The sequence below is a fragment of the Amycolatopsis sp. SID8362 genome, assembly GCF_010550475.1.
GTDB lineage: Bacteria > Actinomycetota > Actinomycetes > Mycobacteriales > Pseudonocardiaceae > Amycolatopsis > Amycolatopsis eburnea.
Genome location: NZ_JAAGNB010001006.1, coordinates 24033 through 40884, shown reverse-complemented (window position 1 = coordinate 40884; position 16852 = coordinate 24033). Strand labels below are relative to the sequence as shown.

Sequence of the window (16852 nt, the reverse complement as noted above, 5' to 3'; positions counted from 1 at the left end):
AGCCGGAGCAGCTCGTCCTTGTCCGGCACGTGCCGGTAGAGCGCCATCGGCCCGACGCCCAGCTCGGCGGCGAGCCGCCGCATGGACAGCGCGGAGAGGCCCTCGGCGTCGGCGAGCGCGATGGCCGCGCGCACCAGGACTTCCCGGCCCAGCGGCGGCTTGACCGGCGTCCGCTCGGCGACGACGGTGCCGCTGCCCGGAACCGCGCGCACCCATCCCTGCTCCCCCAGCGCGGACAGCGCTTTCGCGGCGGTCGCCATCGCGACACCCCATTCACGGACCAGCGCGCGCGTCGACGGGACGCGGTCGCCGGGCCGCAGTTCGCCGGCGGAGATCCGGCGGCGCAGGTCCGCCGCGATCCGCAGGTACGGCGCTTCGGCCACGAACCCCCCTCGATCCGTACTAGAACACTTGACCCCTCGACCTAGAACGGTTTCAGGGTACTCCCCCAATGTCCGCACGAAGGATTGCCGCGGTCACCGGCCGCTTCATACGGTGCGGATACAGCGTAAGAGAACTGGGGGATCCCATGACAACGACCGAAACCGCGGCGAGCATCGGCGAAGTCCGGCGGGCGACGCCGTGGTGGCGCCGCCCCTGGGTTTTCCCGCTGGGGCTGCTCGTCACGGTGTTCCTGGTGTACTCGCTGCCGCCGTACCTCGGGCTGAACCCCGCGGAGTCCCGGATCCCGGCCCCCACCGCGTGGTACTACCCGGTGCTGGTGACGCACATCGGGTTCGCGACGATCGCGATGGTGACGTGCGCGCTGCAGATCTGGCCGTGGCTGCGGCAGAAGCACCCGGTGGTGCACCGCCGCACCGGCCGCGTGTACGTCTTCGCCGGCGCGATCCCGGCGTCGGTCGCGGGGTTCGCGATCGCGCTCGCCGCGCCGTTCGGCCCGGTCGGCGCCGTCTCGAACGTCCTGCTGGCGACGCTCTGGTTCACCTGCACCGTGCAGGGTTACCGGACGGCGCGGGCGCGCCGGTTCGGCGAGCACCGCCGCTGGATGGTCCGCAGCTTCGCGCTGTGCATGTCGATCATCAGCAACCGCGTGTGGGCGATCGTCTGGGCCACCGTGCTGCCCGGGCAGCTGGACACGACGTTCGGCGGCAGCGAACTCGCGATGGGGCAGGCGATCGCCGGCCTGACGACGTGGACCGGCTGGGTGCTCCCGCTGCTGGCCGCCGAGTGGTGGCTGACCCGGAGCCGGGGACGCCGCCGCGCGCCGTCCCCGGCCTGAGCCCTACAGCCCGGAAACCTTGCCCTTGTGGAGGTTCCGGATGATGTTGCGCGGGTTCTTCGCGACGTACTGCGCGGCACCCGATTCGAAGACGAGGTAGGCGTACCCGCCCGACTCGGTGATGCCCTCGTTCATGCTGGGCGAGCGGAAGCACCGGGTCGAGGCCTTGTCGATGTCCCGCGAGCCCGCGTCGACGACGTAGAGGTTGCCGCGGTTGTCGTTGCCGTACGAGGTGCTGAACACGAAGCGGGACTTGGTGACCATCAGGCCCTGCGTCTTCGTCGGCACCTCGTACGCGCCGGACTGCGTGGTCAGCGAGCCGTCGGTGCCCACCTTGTACCGGTACATCTTGTCGCGGCCGGTCTCGTTGAACTTGCCCGAGTACAGGTTGTCGCCGTAGCTGGTCAGGAACGACGCGGCGTAGACCTTGCGTGCCTCGCCGACCTGCTTGAGGTACGGCGTGCCGGACTTCTTCATCGCGGCCTTGAGCTCGGACAGCTTGTACTTGCGGATCGTGTTGCCCTCGCCCGCCACGAACGCCCAACCCTGGGTGATCGCGACGCCGCCGGCGTGCGTGGCGGCGATCGCGACCGTGCCGACGTGCTTGCCGGTCTTCGCGTCGATGCCGATCAGGTGCGCGTCGTGGCCGGCGCGGTAGGCGCCGACGACGAGCAGGTCGTTGCCGCCGTCCCAGCTGTACCAGGTCGCGATGCCCTGCGGCGTGTACGTGTCCAGCTCTGGGACCGCGGGCCCCTTGGCGAAGCGGCTGTCGTAGGCGTAGGACGCCGAAAGGCCGGAATAGAACGAAGCGAGCTTCCCGCTCGACGTCTCCGAGCAGCTGATCGCGGCGGACGCGGGTCCGGCGGCGACGGCGGTCGTCCCCAGTGCGACCGCGACGCTCGCCGTGAGCGTGGCGGCCTTCCTCTTCCAGGTGTTCATCGAGCTCCCTCAGTCGGCTCTGCCTTGCCGGACTGGGACTCGCGGGAACGATCTCCGGTTCCGTCCGTCACCCCGGGTGATCGGGGTACCCCGTTCGGTCTATGGTCTACACCAAGGTCACTGGTCTATACCAATGGGGACAGATTCCCGCCGCCGCGCTCGTCGTCGTGGAGGTCCACCGTGCGTCTCCGTTCCCTGCTGGCCGCCGTGGGCGGTCTGGCCCTGCTCGCCACCGGCTTTTCCGCACCCGCGAACGCCGCGGCCGGCTCCCCGATCCCGGTCGGGCCCTACGTCGACATGGGCGCGTGGCCGACGCCCAGCCTGTCGGCGATGTCGGCCGCCAGCGGCGTCAAGGGTTTCACGCTCGCGTTCGTCAACTCCTACGGCTGCAAGGCCAGCTGGTTCGGCGCCTACGACCCGCGCACGGCCTGGCAGCAGGAGGAGATCGCCAAGATCCGCGGCGCCGGCGGCGACGTCAAGATCTCCTTCGGCGGCGCGTCCGGCATCGAACTGGCGCAGGCGTGCAGCACGTCCGCCCAGGTCGCGGCCGAGTACGACGCCGTCGTCAAGGCGTACGGCCTGAAGTACGCCGACTTCGACATCGAAGGCGCGGCGATCGCGGACCCGACGACGATCGCCCGGCGGTCCCAGGCGTTGAAGACGCTGCAGAACAACAACCCGGGCTTGAAGATTTCCCTTACGCTGCCGGTGCTCCCGAGCGGCCTCACCGCCGACGGGCTCAACGTCGTCAAGTCCGCCAAGGACGCCGGGGTGAACCTCGACCTGGTGAACATCATGGCGATGGACTACTACCAGGGCGCGGGCGACCAGGGCGCGAAAGCGATTTCCGCGGCCAAGGCGACGCAGGCGCAGCTCAAGTCGCTGTACGGCCTGAGCGACGCGGCGGCGTGGAAGAAGGTCGGCGTGACCCCGATGATCGGCGTCAACGACTCGCAAAATGAGATCTTCTACCAGAAGGACGCGAAGGCGCTGGTGGCGTTCGCGAAGACCGTCCACTTGGGCATGCTGTCGTTCTGGGAAGCCGGTCGTGATGCGAACGCGTGCACGGGGGCGCTGTACAGGTGCACGAACGTGCCGCAGTCGAAGTACGAGTTCGGCAAGATCTTCGCGGGCTACACGGGCTGAGTCACCAGCGGGCGGCGTCCGCGAGCAGTGCGTCGCGCACCGCCGCGGGCCCCGCCCGGCAGGGCTCCGCGCGAGTGACCGCGAAGAGCGTGTTGATCGGTGGTTCCTGCGGTTCCAGCAACGCGATCAGCGCGCCCGAGGCCAGCTCCGCCGCGCACAGGTACCGCGGCAGCACGCTCACGCCGAACCCGGCGAGCACGCACGTCAACACACCCCGCAGGTCCGGGACGACCACCGCGGGACCGGCCGGCGGGCGGACGCCGAGCACTGAACGCCAGTACCGCCGGATGATCGGCAGGTCCTCGGCGTAGGCCACCAGCGGCGCGGTGCGCGGATCGCCGTCGAAGCCTCGGGGGCCGACCAGGACGAACTCCTCGTCGGTCAACGGCGTCGCCGCCAGGCCGCGGCGGCGGGGGCGGATCGTCGAGACGACCAGGTCGTAGCGGCGCTCGGCGAGGCCGGCCAGGAGGTCGTCGGCCAGGCCGAACGTCACGCGCAGGCGAAGGCCGGACGCGACCAGGCCGGCCAGCGCGGGGAGGACCCGGATCGTGGTCAGCTCGGCGGGACCGGCCAGGTGCACCGGCGCCGCGAACGGGTCGTCGCCGACGGTCACCGCGGCCAGCGCGTCCACGTGCGGGGCGATCCGGGCCGCCAGTTCGTCGGCCGCCGACGTCGGGGTCACGCCCCGGGCGCGGCGGACGAACAGCTGCTGCCCCAGCTCCTCCTCCAGGGCTCTGACCTGCGCGGTCACCGTCGGCTGGGACAGGCCCAGCGACGGTGCCGCGCCGGTCAGCGAACCCGCCCGGTGGACGGCCAGGAACGTCCGCAGCAGGTCGAGGTCCAGCTCAGTCCTCGACCAGCTCGATGGAGTCCACGACGTTCGGGTAGAACGCGACGTGGTCCTTGATCGGCGCGACCGGCTCGTACGGCTTCTCGTACGTCCAGACCGCGTTCTCGCCCTTCACTTCGCCCGCGTTGAGCGAGTAGTAGCTCGCCTCGCCCTTGTACGGGCAATACGTCTCGTGGTCGGTCCGCTCCAGCACGCTCGCGTCGACGTCCGCCAGCGGGATGTACTGGACCGCCGGGTACGTGGACTCCTGCAGGGTGTACGCGTTGCGGCTGTCCGCGATGACGCGCCCGCCCGCCTTGACCACCACGCGGGCCTTGGTCGGCTCGACGGTGATCGGGTGGTCCGGGCCCGGGACCAGCACCTTCTTCTCCGGCATGTCAGCTCCTCGAGAATCGTGTACCAGGAGCAGCACCCCGGGCCCGGCCGTTATTCCGGCTCAGGGCAGGTAGTACATCGGGTTCGGCAGCTTGATCGGGCGCAGCGCGTAACCGCCCTCGAGATCGCTGAACTGGTCGCCGACGTTCAGCACGATCTTCGCGCCAGTCGCCTCGATGTGCGCGCGCGTGCCCGACTTGTACTGGACGGTGTTGCAGGTCAGGCCGCACGGCAGGTAGTCCGGCGCGGTCGTCTTCGGCTTGAAGAACGCGCCCGCGGGCGCCGGGTAGCCCTCGTTGGCCAGGTTCTTCAGCGACTGCGGCCCCTGGAACTCGTTGCGGCCGGTCAGGAAGTACACCTTGACGCCGTGCTGCGCGGCCCAGTTGGCCAGCTCCAGCACCGGCTTGTTGGCGACGAACGTGCCGTTGTCGATCGCCTGCTGCTGCTTGACCGGGTCGAAGCCGAAGTCGTTGTCGGCCTCCCAGCCGAAGGTGATCTCGGAGGTGTCGTCGACGTCGAGCACGATCGCGGGGTCCTTGACCTTGCCGAGCTGCTGCTGCAGGTAGCGCTTCGCGTCGGAGACGACGCGGTTGCTGTCCTTCGCGAACTGGCTGGTCTCGGAGTAGTGGTGCTTGCCCGCGGCGTCGAGGTAGTCGCCGTAGTAGGCCTTGACGTCGTTCTTGACCTGGCCGATGTTGGCCGGCTCCTTGGCGCGGGCGGCGGTCGCGTCGTCCGATCCGGCGAGCGCGGTGGCGCCCGAGGCGACGGTGGCGCCGATGGCCGCGGCGGCGGCGAGCTTGACGAGACTTGACCATTTTCCGGACACGGCGAACCCTCCAGCAGAACTTGACGACCCGGGGAACTTACGTCACGTTCACCCGGAGTTCCACCCCTCGAAAGTTTCCGTTCACCGCTCGGCGCGGCAGAGGAACGCCACCGGCGACCGGCCGATCCGGGTCAGCACCACGGAAGCTTCCCCGCCACCACGGGGTTTCAGCCGCCGGCGCAGGGCGTCCGGGTCGACGTCCAGGCCGCGCACCAGGATTTCCAGCCGCCCGACGTCGTGTCGCTTGAGGACGGATTTCAGCGCCTTCTCGCTGTAGGGCCCCTGCTCCAGCACCCGGAACGCCCGCACGCCCGGTGGCGGGGTGTCGCCGGTCAGGTACGCGATGCGTTCGTCCAGCTGCCACAACCCGTGCCGCGCCGCGTAGTGGCGGACCAGCCCGGCCCGGACGACGGCGCCGTCGGGGTCGACGATCCACTCCCCCGGCGCCCGCGTCGGCAGTTCGTCCGGCTCGGAGTCGGTGACCGTCCACTGTGTCCCGTCCGAGCGCAGCACGGTCGCCCGGCGGGTGACGCCTTCACCGAAGCCGCGCCAGAGGCAGGATTCGCGCACCTGGCCGTCCAGGGACACCAGTTCGACCTCGTCCGCCCACGGCGTCAGCGCGAAGTCCAGTCCCGGCGCGCATTTCACCGACAGCGCCCGGCCCGGGTAGGCGTCGATCAGCTCGTCCAGCGGCGGGGCGAAGTCGGCGGGCTTCCACGCCCGACGGCCCGCGGAGTCGCGCCGGGCCGGGTCCGCGACGACGACGCCCGAACGGCTCACCGGGCGCAGCGCGTCGGCGCGGGCGAGTCCGAACGCGACACCCGCGGTGGTTCCGTTGTGCCGCGCCATTTCGAGGCGCACCGGGTCCAGATCGGACCCGAGCGCGCGCCGCGCCACCCGGGCGATTTCGACGAGGTCGGCGCCGACCGAGCACGTGACGTCGTGGACGTCGAGCCCCGCCAACCGCCCAGCCCGGTGCCGCGCCACGATCGACGCGCTAGCCTGCTGGAGCGCGTCGGAGGTGAACAGCCAGTCCACACCGGACAGTTTGCCGACGGCTTTCCGGCGCAGCAGCACGGTTTCCAGGACGGCGGCCGCGTGCTCCTCGCCGACGAGACGGCGGACGGCCGCGACGGAGGCGATCCGGTCGCTCAGCGGCAACGACGAAACCTCGGCGAGCGCCGCCACACCCGCGCCGGAACGCAGGTAGGCGACGTCGCCGAGGCTGAACGAATAACCCAACTCAGGACGGCCGCTTGGTCCCGGTGATCATCACGTTGTAGAACAGCTCGCGCGGCAGGATCTTCGACAGCACCTTCTTGTCCACGGCGGACAGCCGCAGCCACAGGTGGTAGGCGAACAGGCGCCAGCGCACGGTGAGCTTCTCCTGCGGCACGGCGGCCTCGAACGTCCGGATCGGCCAGCCGGCCAGCGCCGCGGCGAACTCCTCGGTGACCGCGTGGACGTCCTGGGCGCCCGCGCCGCGGGCCCACGACTCCAGCTCCGACGGGTCGAACGTGTGGATGTCGACCACGGCTTCCAGCGCGGCCGCGCGGGAGGACTCGTCCAGTTCGGACTGCGGACGGCGCCAGCCGCTCAGCACGGGCAGCTTCGTCACGCGGGTCGTCAGGAACCAGGTGAACTGGCCGAGCTTGCGGGCGTAGAAGTCGCCCACCTTGGTCGGCTCGCCCGCGAAGACGAACCGGCCGCCCGGCTTGAGCACGCGCAGCACCTCGCGGAACGCCGCCTGGACGTCCGGGATGTGGTGCAGCACCGCGTGCCCGACGACGAGGTCGAACGTGTTGTCGTCGTACGGGATGCGCTCGGCGTCGGCGACCCGGCCGTCGACGTCGAGGCCGAGCTTCTCGGCGTTGCGCAGCGCGACCTGGACCATGCCGGGCGAGAGGTCGGTGACCGACCCCTTCTTGGCGACGCCGCCCTGCATCAGGTTCAGCAGGAAGAAGCCGGTGCCGCTGCCCAGTTCCATCGCGTGCTGGTAGGGCTGGCCGTCCTCGCCCGCGACGGCGTTGAACACGTCGGTGGCGTAGGAGATGCAGCGCTCGTCGTACGAGATCGACCACTTCTCGTCGTAGGTGCCGGCTTCCCAGTCGTGGTAGAGCACGTTCGCCAGCTTGGGGTCGGCGTAGGCCGCCTGGACCTCTTCGGCGGTGGCGTGCGGGTTCGGGGCCGGGTCGTTCACGTCGGTCAAGGCGTCATTTCCCTTCGAAAGTGGCCTTGCCGGGCCCGTTTTCGATGAACGACTTCATGCCGTTCTTCTGGTCTTCGGTCGCCCACAGCGCGGCGAACAGGTGCGACTCGAGCCGGAGCGCGTTCGGGAGGTCCACGTCGAGGCCGCCGTCGATGGCCGCCTTCGCCGCGCGCAGCGCCACGGCCGGGCCGTTCGCGAACTGCGCCGCCCACTTGTGGGACGCCGCGTAGACGTCGTCCGGCGCGACGACCTGGTCCACGATCCCCAGCTGCAGCGCCTCTTCGGCCTTGACGAACCGTCCGGTGTAGACGATGTCCTTGGTCTTGCTCGGGCCGATCAGGCGGGCCAGGCGCTGGGTGCCGCCGGCGCCGGGGATGACGCCGAGCTGGATCTCGGGCTGGCCGACCTTGACGTTGTCGCCGGCGACGCGCCAGTCCGCGGTCAGCGCCAGCTCGAGGCCGCCGCCGAGGGCGTACCCGGTGATGGCCGCGACGACCGGCTTCGGGATGTTCGCGATGGCGGCCAGCGTGCCGGTGAGGTTCGCGCCGAACTTGGCGATCTCCGGGTAGCTGCGGGTGGCCATCTCCTTGATGTCCGCGCCGCCCGCGAAGGTCTTCTCGCCGCCGTAGAGGATCACGGCGCGGACGTCGTCGCGCTCGGTGGCCTCCTTGGCCAGCTCGGCCAGTTCGGCGGTGACCTGGGCGTTCAGGGCGTTGACCGGCGGCCGGTCGAGCCGGATCGTGCCGACGCCGTCCTTGACCTCGAGGGCTACGAACTCTCCCACGTCACTCCTCCTCGTTGACGGATTGCCAGCAGGCTACCGGCCGGTAAGCGACAGCTTAGCGACGGCGAGCGAAGAAGCGATCGCCGGAGCGCTCCAGCACGAGGTCCTGGTCGAACGTCTTCGACAGGTTTTCGCTGGTGATGACGTCGTCGACCAGCCCGGAGACGACCGCGCCGCCGTCGCGGAGAAGAAGCGCGTGGGTGAACCCCGGCGGGATCTCCTCGACGTGGTGGGTGACCAGCACGAGCGCCGGCGCGTCCGGGTCGAGGGCCAGCGCCGACAGCCGCGCGACCAGGTCTTCCCGGCCGCCCAGGTCCAGGCCCGCGGCCGGCTCGTCGAGCAGCAGCATCTCCGGGTCCGTCATCAACGAGCGCGCGATCAGGGCCCGCTTGCGCTCGCCCTCGGACAGCGTCCCGAAGGTGCGCTCGGCCAGGTTGCCGATGCCCATCGCGTCGAGCAGCTCGGTCGCGCGCGCGGTGTCGAGGGTGTCGTATTCCTCACGCCAGCGGCCGAGCACCGCGTACCCGGCGCTGACCACGACGTCCTTGACCAGCTCGTCGCCCGGCACGCGCTGGGCGATGGCCGCCGACGTGAAGCCGATGCGCGGGCGCAGGTCGAAGATGTTGACCCGGCCGATCCGCTCGCCGAGCAGGTCGATCTCGCCGGTCGTCGGGTGCAGCTCGGCCGCGGCGAGGCGCAGCAGGGTGGTCTTGCCCGCGCCGTTGGGCCCGAGCACCACCCAGCGCTCGTCGAGTTCCACGGACCAGTCGAGGCCCTTGAGGAGGTCGTTGGTCCCCCGGCGGACGCCGACACCGGCCATCCGGACCACGAGGTCGTCAAGTTCGCTGGGCTGGATCGGCTCGCTCACGAGCCCCATTCTGTCTGCCGTCGCGCGCGCGTGCGCACCCGCCCGGGTGAGTGGGCGATCCGGCAGGTCGGAACGTGCCCACTTCGTGGAACACCGCATCGCGGGAGAGCAGCTCACGCCGGAGTTGTGGCACGATCACTGGCATGTCAGCCGACGCGCCCGCCACCCCGGTGACCCGGGGTTCGTTCTGGCGCCGTCGCACGATCGACCTGCTCCTCGTCGCCTCGGCCGGGTGTACGCGGGCGCGGCTCCGCTGACCCCACGCGTCCTCTCCGCCGCGTGCGCGTGCCGCGCTGCCCCCGTGTCCCGAATCACTTTCGCGTCCGAGGAGCACCCGCGTTGACCACTTCGATCGTCCGCCCGCCCGTCGAGATCCACCCGCAGCTGACCGACCCGCTGCTGCCCGAGCTGCTGCACCCGTCGCGGCTGCTCTGGACCCCGCGTGAGCTGGCCGACCTGACCGCCACCGTCACCACCGAGCTGACCGCGAACCTGCGGGGCATCCTGCGCTTCGACGAAGACCGGCGGTGGTGGGCCCGGCTGGCCCTGACCGACGGCGTCGAGCTGTGGCTGCTGTCGTGGCTGCCCGGCCAGCACACGAAGCCGCACGACCACGGCGGCGCGTCCGGCTCGTTCACCGTGCTGCAGGGCGAGATCGGCGAGGAGTACCGCTATCCCGGCGGGCCGATCCGCCGCCGCACGCACCTCGCCGGCCAGGGCCTCGGCTTCGGCGCCGGCCGCGCCCACCAGGTCACCGGCATCGGCGACCAGCCCGCGGCCAGCGTCCACGCGTACTCGCCGCCCCTGGTGGCGACGCGGGAGTACGCCACGCTCGCCGACGTCCCGGCGGAAATCCCGCCCCTGCCCGCTATCGTCCGGCCATGAGCGCTGTGGATGCTTTCCTGGCCGAGGCCCGGTCCGGACTGGACCGGGTGGCTCCCCCGCGCGCCCGCGAGCTGCAGGAGGCCGGCGCGCTGCTGGTCGACATCCGGCCGTTCGACAACCGGCAGGCCGAGGGCGAGATCCCGGGCGCGGTGATCGTCGAGCGGATCCACCTGGAGTGGCGCCTGGCGCCGGACAGCGAGTGGCGGCTGCCGTCGGTGACGGCGGACTCGACGGTGATCGTGCTGTGCAACGAGGGCTACGCGTCGAGCCTCGCGGCGGCCGACCTGCAACGGCTGGGGCTCGCCAACGCGACGGACCTCGACGGCGGCTTCCGCGCCTGGGCCGCCGCCGGCCTGCCCGTGCAGACCGGCGGCAGCCCCGCGGTTCCTTAGGCGAGCGCGGGCGCGACCTTCTCGGTGAACAGGTCGATGCCGGAGCGGTCGTAGGCGGCTTCGGGGAAGTTGAAGATCGCGTACGACATGCCCAGCTCGCCCATCGCGGCGAGCTTCTCGGTGACCTGCTCGGGCGTGCCGGTCGTCGGGCTTTTCACGAAGTTGCCGTGCCAGCGCTCGGCGGCCTCGGCCGGGGCGTACTTGTCGAGGTGGGACTTCAGCCAGGCCAGCTTGTCCTGGACGTCCTTCTCGGTCTCGCCGAGGACGACGTTGTGGTTGGCCGAGCGCACGATGGCGTCGTAGTCGGTGCCGACGTCCTTGCAGTGCTGCGCGAGGATCTCCGACTTGCGGGTGAAGGTCTCCGGGTCGGCGGCGAAGTTCGTGTACTTCGCGTACTTCGCGGCGATCTTGAGCGTCTTCTTCTCCCCGCCACCGGCGATCCACAGCGGGATCCCGCCCTCCTGCGGCGGCAGCGGGCGCAGGATCGCGCCATCGGTCTGGTAGTGCTTGCCGTCCAGTGTGGACGTTCCGGTGGTCCAGAGGTCGCGCATGATCTGCACACCCTCGTCGAGCTGCCCGAGCCGCTCACCGGCGCCGGGGAAGCCGTAGCCGTAGGCCCGCCACTCGTGCTCGTACCAGCCGGCCCCGATCCCCATCTCGACCCGCCCGCCGGCGATGGTGTCGGCGGTGGCGGCGACCTTCGCCAGGTAGGCGGGGTTGCGGTACCCCATGCAGGTGCACATCTGCCCGAGCCGCACGGTCTCCGTCGCGGCGGCGAAGGCCGAGATCAGCGACCAGGCCTCGTGCGTGGCCTCCTCGGTCGGGACCGGCACGGTGTGGAAGTGGTCGTAGACCCAGATCGATTCGAAGGGCCCGGCCTCCGCGTGCTTCGCGAGGCCGAGCATGGTCTTCCAGTGGTCCGCGGGATCGATGCCGGCGAGGTCGAGCCGCCAGCCCTGCGGGACGAAGATTCCGAAGCGCATGCGTCCAACCTAACGCCGCAGAAGCCCGCCTGCGCAGCGATTTCCGGCTGGAGTTGCTCCAGGTCAGGCCGCCGAAAGGCCACCGTACTGGTGAAGTCAGGCCAGTACGACGCGCGCCAGCTCGGCCGGCGTCGCCAGCAACCCGTGCTTCGGCAGCACCCGCACCGTGTACCCGATCGACCCCGGCCGCGGCAGCTTCAAGCGGGCCGCGAAGGCGCCGATGCCGTCCGCCGTCATGGGGACCGTGACCGCGTCGCGGAGTTCGTCGTCGTCGGCGACCTGGCCGACCACCGCCTGGATGTCCACTTCGGACGGGTCGAGGCCGGCCAGGTCGATGCGGGCGCGGATCGTCACCTCGGTGCCGACCACCAGTGGCTCGGTCTGCTCCACCAGGAGCTCCGAGTCGAAGATGCGCAGCCGGGGCCAGGAGACCTCGAGCTTCGTGCGGTAGTCCGCCAGGGACAGCGCGCCGCGGTAGCCGTCGCCGGTGGCCGCCGCGACCATGCGGGACGCCGGGAGGTAGCCGTTGTCGACGTACTCGCGGACCATGCGGGACGCCTGGACGCGCGGGCCGAGGGTCTCCAGCGTGTGCCAGACCATCGACAGCCAGCCGGTCGGGACGCCGTCGGCGGACCGGTCGTAGAACAGCGGGGCGATCTGCTGGCCGAGCAGCTCGTACAGCGCCGCCGCTTCGAGGTCGTCGCGGCGCAGCGGGTCGGTGACGCCGTCCGCGGTCGGGATCGCCCAGCCGTTGCTGCCGTCGTAGCACTCGTCCCACCAGCCGTCGCGGATGGAGAGGTTCAAGCCGCCGTTGAGCGCCGACTTCATGCCCGACGTCCCGCACGCCTCCAGGGGGCGCACCGGGTTGTTCAGCCAGACGTCGCAGCCGCGGTAGAGGTACCGCGCCATCGACATGTCGTAGTCCGGGAGGAAGACGATCCGGTGCCGCACGTCCGCGCCGTCGACGAAGCGGACGATCTGCTGGATCAGCTGCTTGCCGTTCTCGTCGGCCGGGTGCGACTTGCCCGCCACCACGACCTGCAGCGGGCGGTCCTCGTTGAGCAGCAACGTGCGCAGGCGCTCGGGGTCGCGCAGCATCAGCGTCAGGCGCTTGTACGTCGGGACGCGGCGGGCGAACCCGACCGTGAGCACGTCCGGGTCGAAGACCGAGTCCACCCAGCCCAGCTCCAGCGGGGACGCGCCGCGCTGCAGCCACGCCGCACGCACCCGGCGCCGGACCTCGTGCACCAGCTTCTCGCGCAGCTCACGCCGCAGCCCCCACAGCTGCGCGTCCGAGACGCCGTCGCGCAGCGGGCCCTCGCCGACGTCGAGGCCCCACTCGCGGCCGAGCAGCGTGCTCAGCTCGCGCGCCACCCACGTCGGGCCGTGGACGCCGTTGGTCACCGACGAGATCGGCACCTCGTCGTGGTCGAACCCCGGCCACAGCCGCGAGAACATCCGGCGCGTGACGCGCCCGTGCAGTTGCGAGACGCCGTTCGCGCGCTGCGCCAGCCGCAGGCCCATGTGCGCCATGTTGAACAGGCCGGGGTTGTCCTCGGCGCCGAGCGCGAGCACGCGGCGCGGGTCGATGTCCGGGACCAGCCTGCCGTCGGCGAAGTAGCGCTGGACCAGGTCCACCGGGAACCGGTCGATGCCCGCGCTGACCGGCGTGTGCGTGGTGAACAGCGTCCCGGCGCGGACCGCGGGCATGGCCTCGTCGAACGCGAGCCCGTCGGCCTGGACGATCTCGCGGGCCCGCTCCAGCCCCAGGAAGCCCGCGTGCCCTTCGTTCGTGTGGAACACCATCGGCTGCGGGTGGCCGGTCAGCTCGCAGTACTTCCGCACCGCGCGGAACCCGCCGATGCCGGCCAGGATCTCCTGCCGCAGCCGGTGGTCGGCGTCGCCGCCGTAGAGCCGGTCCGTGACGCCGCGCAGGTCCTCGTCGTTGGCCTCGGTGTCGGTGTCGAGCAGCAGCAGCGGCACCCGCCCGACACGGGCCTGCCAGATCTGCGCGCACAGCTCGCGCCCGCCCGGCATCGCGACGCCGATCAGCACCGGCCGCCCGCCCGCGGTCAGCAGCTCCAGGGGGAACGCGTTCGGGTCGATCACCGGGTAGTGCTCGACCTGCCAGCCGTCCAGCGACAGCGACTGCCGGAAGTAGCCGTTGCGGTAGAGCAGCCCGACGCCGACCATCGGCACGCCCAGGTCGGACGCGGCCTTGAGGTGGTCGCCGGCCAGCACGCCGAGGCCGCCGGAGTAGTTCGGGAGGGCCTCGGTGACGCCGAACTCCATGGAGAAGTAGGCGACCGCCGGCGGCAGGTCCGCGTCGTCGCGCTGCTGGTACCAGCGCGGCTCGGACAGGTAGTTCTCCAGGTCTTCGGCCGCTTCCCGGGCCCGCGCGAGGAAGTCGTCGTCGACGGCGAGCTCGTCGAGCCGGGCCGGCGGCAGCGCGGTGAGCATCCGCAGCGGGTCGCGCACGGCGTTGAACAGCTCGGCGTCCATCGACGCGAACAGGTCGCGCGTCGGCGGGTGCCAGGTCCAGCGCAGGTTGGTGGCCAGCGCGCCGAGCCCGGCCAGGGACTCCGGGAGGCTGGCGCGGACGGTGAACCGGCGGACTGCACGCATGGAAAGCGACGATATCGGGCCGGGGGCGGCCGTGCGCGGGCAGTGAGGCTTGTTCTGGTCAGGCCGCCGCGCCCCGCCCGCACACCGGCGGCCGGCGCGAGAGTCCTGCGGCGGCCGACGGCTGAACAAGTCTCATTAGTTCGGGGATAACGTGCACGCTCCGCGTAAGCCCTGGGTATGGTCCTGCCCGTCGGGTACGGGTGGGTACGAGAGCGAGTGAAGAAGATGATCCCAGGGGGAGGACGGCGCGCGCTGGTCGCGTTGCTCGCCGTCGCGGCCGTGGCCGTGACCGGGTGCAACGACAAGGGCGGCTCGGCGAGCGGCGACCCCGGCAAGGACACCGGCGCCGGTTCGGTGTCCGGGCTGCCGGTGACGCACTTCGAGAGCGGCCTCAAGCCGGACGCGCCGTCGCCGGACCTGAACGTCCGCAACGCCGACGGCGGCGAGGACGACAAGCTCGCCACCGCCGCCATCGCCGACGTCCAGACGTACTGGGCCGAGCACCTGCAGGCCGACTTCGGGCAGCAGTTCGAGCCGGTGAAGTCGCTGCTGTCCTACGACGCGCAGTCCGACACCGAAGAGACCGGCTGCGGCAGCGTCAAGAAGCTCGTGAACGCGTTCTACTGCCCGGTCGACGACTCGGTGGCGTGGGACCGCGGCGTGCTGCTGCCGATGCTGCGCCAGCGGTTCGGGCCGATGTCGGTGGTCGTCGTGCTCGCGCACGAGTTCGGCCACGCCGTCCAGTACCGGCTCGGCGACAAGGCGGGGATCACCAAGAGCACCCCGACCGTGGTCAAGGAGCAGCAGGCCGACTGCTTCGCCGGCGGCTACTTCCGCTGGGTCGCCGAGGACAAGAGCAAGTTCTACCGGGTGTCGACGTCCGAGGGCCTGAACCAGGTGATGGCGTCGATGTTCCTGATCCGCGACCAGGCGGGCACCAGCGCCGCCGACCGCGGCGCCCACGGCACGGCGTTCGACCGCACGTACGCGTTCCAGGCCGGGTTCGAGAAGGGCCCGAAGGAGTGCGCGGCGATGAACAACGAGAACGTCAAGGCCCGGCTGACCGAGCGCCCGTTCGACAAGGGCGACAAGGGCAAGGGCGACGCGAAGTTCAACGAACAGGCCGTCGAGCTGCTGAAGAAGAGCCTCGACGAGGCCTTCAAGGGCGCCGGCGTCGCCGCACCGGAGATCACCGACGGCGGCAGCTGCCAGACCACACCGCCGGCGTCGTACTGCCCCGGCGACAACACGGTGAGCATCGACCTGGCGAAGCTGTCGCAGCTGGCCCAGCCGATCGACCGCGAGGCCGAGATGAAGGGCGAGGACCCGGGCGGCATGGGCGACTTCGCGGCGTTCTCGGAGGTCGCTTCGCGGTACGCGCTCGGCATCCAGAAGGGCGTCGGCGCGTCGATCGACAACGCGAACGCGGGCCTGCGCACGGCGTGCCTGGTGGGCGCGTGGGCGGCGTTCACGAACCGCCCGGGCGACCTGCGGCTGTCCGCGGGCGACCTCGACGAGGCCATCGCGGACCTGCTGCAGCCGGAGAGCCTGGTGTCGGCGGACGTCAACGGGAAGCGCCCGGACAGCGGTTTCGACCGGGTCGAGTCGCTGCGGAAGGGCTACCTCGAGGGCTCGTCGGTCTGCTCGAAGCAGTACGCCTGACCAATGCCGTGAAGGCCTCCTTACCGGTCATAAGTGCCGGTAAGGAGGCCTTCACGGCATTCGGCTCAGAAGAGGGCGGAAGCCAGGTCTCGGCGGGCCTTCATCACCCGGTCGTCGGCCGGGTCGAAGAGGTCGAACAGCGCGACCAGGTGCTCGCGGACCTTGTTGCGGTCCTCCCCCGCCGTGCGGCGGACCGCGTCGATCAGGCGCTTGAAGCCCGCCTCGACGTCGTTCGCCGCGATCTCCAGGTCGGCCGCGTCGAGCTGGGCCGCGAGGTCCGACGGGTCCGCGTCCGCCCGCTCGCGCGCCGACGGGTCCGCGTTCTCCGCGCGGGCGGTGAACTTGACCTGGGCCAGCGCGTTCTTCGCCAGCTCGTTGGCCGGTTCGACGTCGAGGATGCGCTCGTAGGCCGCCTGGGCCGCGGCGAAGTCGCCGCGCTCGAAGGCCTCTTCCGCCTCGGTGAAGCGGGGGTCTTCGGGCTCCTCGGCCGGGCCGCCGCCGTTGGCCTCCGCCTCGGCGATCGACGGCAGCTTGTCGCGCAGGGCGTCCAGGAGCGCGTTGATCCACTTGCGGATCTCCGGCTCGGGCAGCGCGCCGGAGAACGCGTCGACCGGCTGGCCGCCGGCGATGGCGACGATGGTCGGGATGGACTGCGCGCCGAACAGCTGCGCGATCCTCGGGTTGGCGTCGACGTCGACCTTCGCCACGACCCACGCGCCGCCGGACTCGGCGGCCAGCCGCTCCAGCACCGGGGACAGCTGCTTGCACGGGCCGCACCACTCGGCCCACAGGTCGACGACCACCAGCTGGCGCAGCGACCGTTCGACGACGTCGGTCTGGAAGGTGGCCTCGGTGACATCGATCACGGCGTCGGTCGAGACGGGCGGGGGCGGCCCGTCGCCGCCGGACGGGCCGGCCTGCGGGGCCGGCTGCCGCTGCGCCGCATCGGCGCGCGCCTTGAGCGCGGACAGGTCGACCGCGCCGGACAGGGCGGCGGACAAGGCCGCTGACTTCGCTGCAGATCCGCGTGGCTGTGTCACGCCCTCCATCCTGGCACGCGCGCCGGCG

Annotated in this window: 17 protein-coding genes; 5 read left to right on the top strand and 12 right to left on the bottom strand. The window is 71.2% G+C overall.

Annotated features, from left to right (window positions below; translation table 11 throughout):
* Window positions 1-383: GntR family transcriptional regulator (locus tag G3I65_RS31265; RefSeq protein ID WP_160699283.1), on the bottom strand; the 383-nt coding region annotated here is incomplete at its 3' end.
* A 146-nt stretch (window positions 384-529) separates the two neighbouring features.
* Here G3I65_RS31265 and G3I65_RS31260 point away from each other — a divergent pair.
* Window positions 530-1240, top strand: a complete 711-nt coding sequence (locus G3I65_RS31260) for a DUF2306 domain-containing protein (RefSeq protein ID WP_160699282.1) — start codon at window positions 530-532, stop codon at window positions 1238-1240.
* Window positions 1241-1243: 3 nt separating this feature from the next.
* On the opposite strand, the gene G3I65_RS31255 is transcribed toward G3I65_RS31260, so the two are convergent.
* Entirely contained in the window at window positions 1244-2179 is a 936-nt protein-coding gene (locus G3I65_RS31255) for a hypothetical protein (protein ID WP_160699281.1), read from the bottom strand.
* Window positions 2180-2359: 180 nt separating this feature from the next.
* Here G3I65_RS31255 and G3I65_RS31250 point away from each other — a divergent pair, with 180 nt between their 5' ends.
* Window positions 2360-3325, top strand: coding sequence for a chitinase (locus G3I65_RS31250; RefSeq protein WP_160699280.1), 966 nt, complete (start codon window positions 2360-2362; stop codon window positions 3323-3325).
* Window position 3326: 1 nt separating this feature from the next.
* Here the strand turns inward: G3I65_RS31250 and G3I65_RS31245 are convergent, their stop codons facing one another.
* The 7 genes from G3I65_RS31245 to G3I65_RS31215 form a co-directional block, all read right to left on the bottom strand.
* Complete coding sequence (locus tag G3I65_RS31245; protein ID WP_255481970.1) at window positions 3327-4154, bottom strand: LysR family transcriptional regulator; 828 nt, start codon at window positions 4152-4154, stop codon at window positions 3327-3329.
* A 16-nt stretch (window positions 4155-4170) separates the two neighbouring features.
* The gene (locus G3I65_RS31240; protein WP_160699279.1) at window positions 4171-4551 is read right to left on the bottom strand and encodes a DUF427 domain-containing protein; all 381 of its coding nucleotides are present in this window, start codon (window positions 4549-4551) and stop codon (window positions 4171-4173) included.
* 60 nt (window positions 4552-4611) lie between these two features.
* Window positions 4612-5376 (bottom strand): HAD family acid phosphatase, encoded by a 765-nt coding sequence (locus G3I65_RS31235; RefSeq protein ID WP_160699278.1) that lies wholly within the window; start codon window positions 5374-5376, stop codon window positions 4612-4614.
* An 81-nt stretch (window positions 5377-5457) separates the two neighbouring features.
* Window positions 5458-6618: a class I SAM-dependent methyltransferase gene (locus tag G3I65_RS31230; RefSeq protein WP_160699277.1), complete on the bottom strand. Its 1161-nt coding sequence runs from the start codon at window positions 6616-6618 to the stop codon at window positions 5458-5460.
* Window position 6619: 1 nt separating this feature from the next.
* Window positions 6620-7585 (bottom strand): class I SAM-dependent methyltransferase, encoded by a 966-nt coding sequence (locus G3I65_RS31225; RefSeq protein ID WP_160699276.1) that lies wholly within the window; start codon window positions 7583-7585, stop codon window positions 6620-6622.
* Window positions 7586-7589: 4 nt separating this feature from the next.
* Window positions 7590-8369 (bottom strand): enoyl-CoA hydratase/isomerase family protein, encoded by a 780-nt coding sequence (locus G3I65_RS31220; protein WP_160699275.1) that lies wholly within the window; start codon window positions 8367-8369, stop codon window positions 7590-7592.
* 55 nt (window positions 8370-8424) lie between these two features.
* Window positions 8425-9246, bottom strand: a complete 822-nt coding sequence (locus tag G3I65_RS31215; protein ID WP_163046786.1) for an ABC transporter ATP-binding protein — start codon at window positions 9244-9246, stop codon at window positions 8425-8427.
* Window positions 9247-9576: 330 nt separating this feature from the next.
* Between G3I65_RS31215 and G3I65_RS31210 the strand changes: the two genes are divergently transcribed.
* Entirely contained in the window at window positions 9577-10122 is a 546-nt protein-coding gene (locus G3I65_RS31210; protein WP_160699273.1) for a cysteine dioxygenase family protein, read from the top strand.
* Window positions 10119-10514 carry a rhodanese-like domain-containing protein gene (locus G3I65_RS31205; RefSeq protein ID WP_125306273.1) on the top strand — a complete coding sequence of 132 codons (396 nt, stop codon included), beginning with the start codon at window positions 10119-10121 and terminating at the stop codon, window positions 10512-10514. The genes G3I65_RS31210 and G3I65_RS31205 overlap by 4 nt, the downstream gene beginning before the upstream one ends.
* On the opposite strand, the gene G3I65_RS31200 is transcribed toward G3I65_RS31205, so the two are convergent.
* Together G3I65_RS31200 and glgP are read right to left on the bottom strand one after the other, a co-directional pair.
* Window positions 10511-11497 (bottom strand): LLM class F420-dependent oxidoreductase, encoded by a 987-nt coding sequence (locus G3I65_RS31200; RefSeq protein ID WP_160699272.1) that lies wholly within the window; start codon window positions 11495-11497, stop codon window positions 10511-10513. The genes G3I65_RS31205 and G3I65_RS31200 overlap by 4 nt on opposite strands.
* 96 nt (window positions 11498-11593) lie before the next feature.
* The gene (glgP, locus tag G3I65_RS31195; RefSeq protein WP_160699271.1) at window positions 11594-14122 is read right to left on the bottom strand and encodes an alpha-glucan family phosphorylase; all 2529 of its coding nucleotides are present in this window, start codon (window positions 14120-14122) and stop codon (window positions 11594-11596) included.
* A 225-nt stretch (window positions 14123-14347) separates the two neighbouring features.
* On the opposite strand from glgP, the gene G3I65_RS31190 reads away from it, so the two are divergent.
* Entirely contained in the window at window positions 14348-15784 is a 1437-nt protein-coding gene (locus G3I65_RS31190) for a neutral zinc metallopeptidase (protein WP_166640802.1), read from the top strand.
* A gap of 65 nt (window positions 15785-15849) precedes the next feature.
* Here the strand turns inward: G3I65_RS31190 and G3I65_RS31185 are convergent, their stop codons facing one another.
* Window positions 15850-16824, bottom strand: a complete 975-nt coding sequence (locus tag G3I65_RS31185) for a tetratricopeptide repeat protein (RefSeq protein WP_160699269.1) — start codon at window positions 16822-16824, stop codon at window positions 15850-15852.
* Between the last annotated feature and the right edge of the window lie 28 nt (window positions 16825-16852).

Excerpts from the sequence above, each read along its gene's own strand:
- G3I65_RS31260 (WP_160699282.1), top strand. The coding sequence starts at position 530 with ATGACAACGACCGAAACCGCGGCGAGCATCGGCGAAGTCCGGCGGGCG.
- G3I65_RS31255 (WP_160699281.1), bottom strand. The coding sequence starts at position 2,179 with ATGAACACCTGGAAGAGGAAGGCCGCCACGCTCACGGCGAGCGTCGCG.
- G3I65_RS31240 (WP_160699279.1), bottom strand. The coding sequence starts at position 4,551 with ATGCCGGAGAAGAAGGTGCTGGTCCCGGGCCCGGACCACCCGATCACC.
- G3I65_RS31215 (WP_163046786.1), bottom strand. The coding sequence starts at position 9,246 with ATGGGGCTCGTGAGCGAGCCGATCCAGCCCAGCGAACTTGACGACCTC.
- G3I65_RS31205 (WP_125306273.1), top strand. The coding sequence starts at position 10,119 with ATGAGCGCTGTGGATGCTTTCCTGGCCGAGGCCCGGTCCGGACTGGAC.
- G3I65_RS31200 (WP_160699272.1), bottom strand. The coding sequence starts at position 11,497 with ATGCGCTTCGGAATCTTCGTCCCGCAGGGCTGGCGGCTCGACCTCGCC.
- glgP (WP_160699271.1), bottom strand. The coding sequence starts at position 14,122 with ATGCGTGCAGTCCGCCGGTTCACCGTCCGCGCCAGCCTCCCGGAGTCC.
- G3I65_RS31190 (WP_166640802.1), top strand. The coding sequence starts at position 14,348 with ATGATCCCAGGGGGAGGACGGCGCGCGCTGGTCGCGTTGCTCGCCGTC.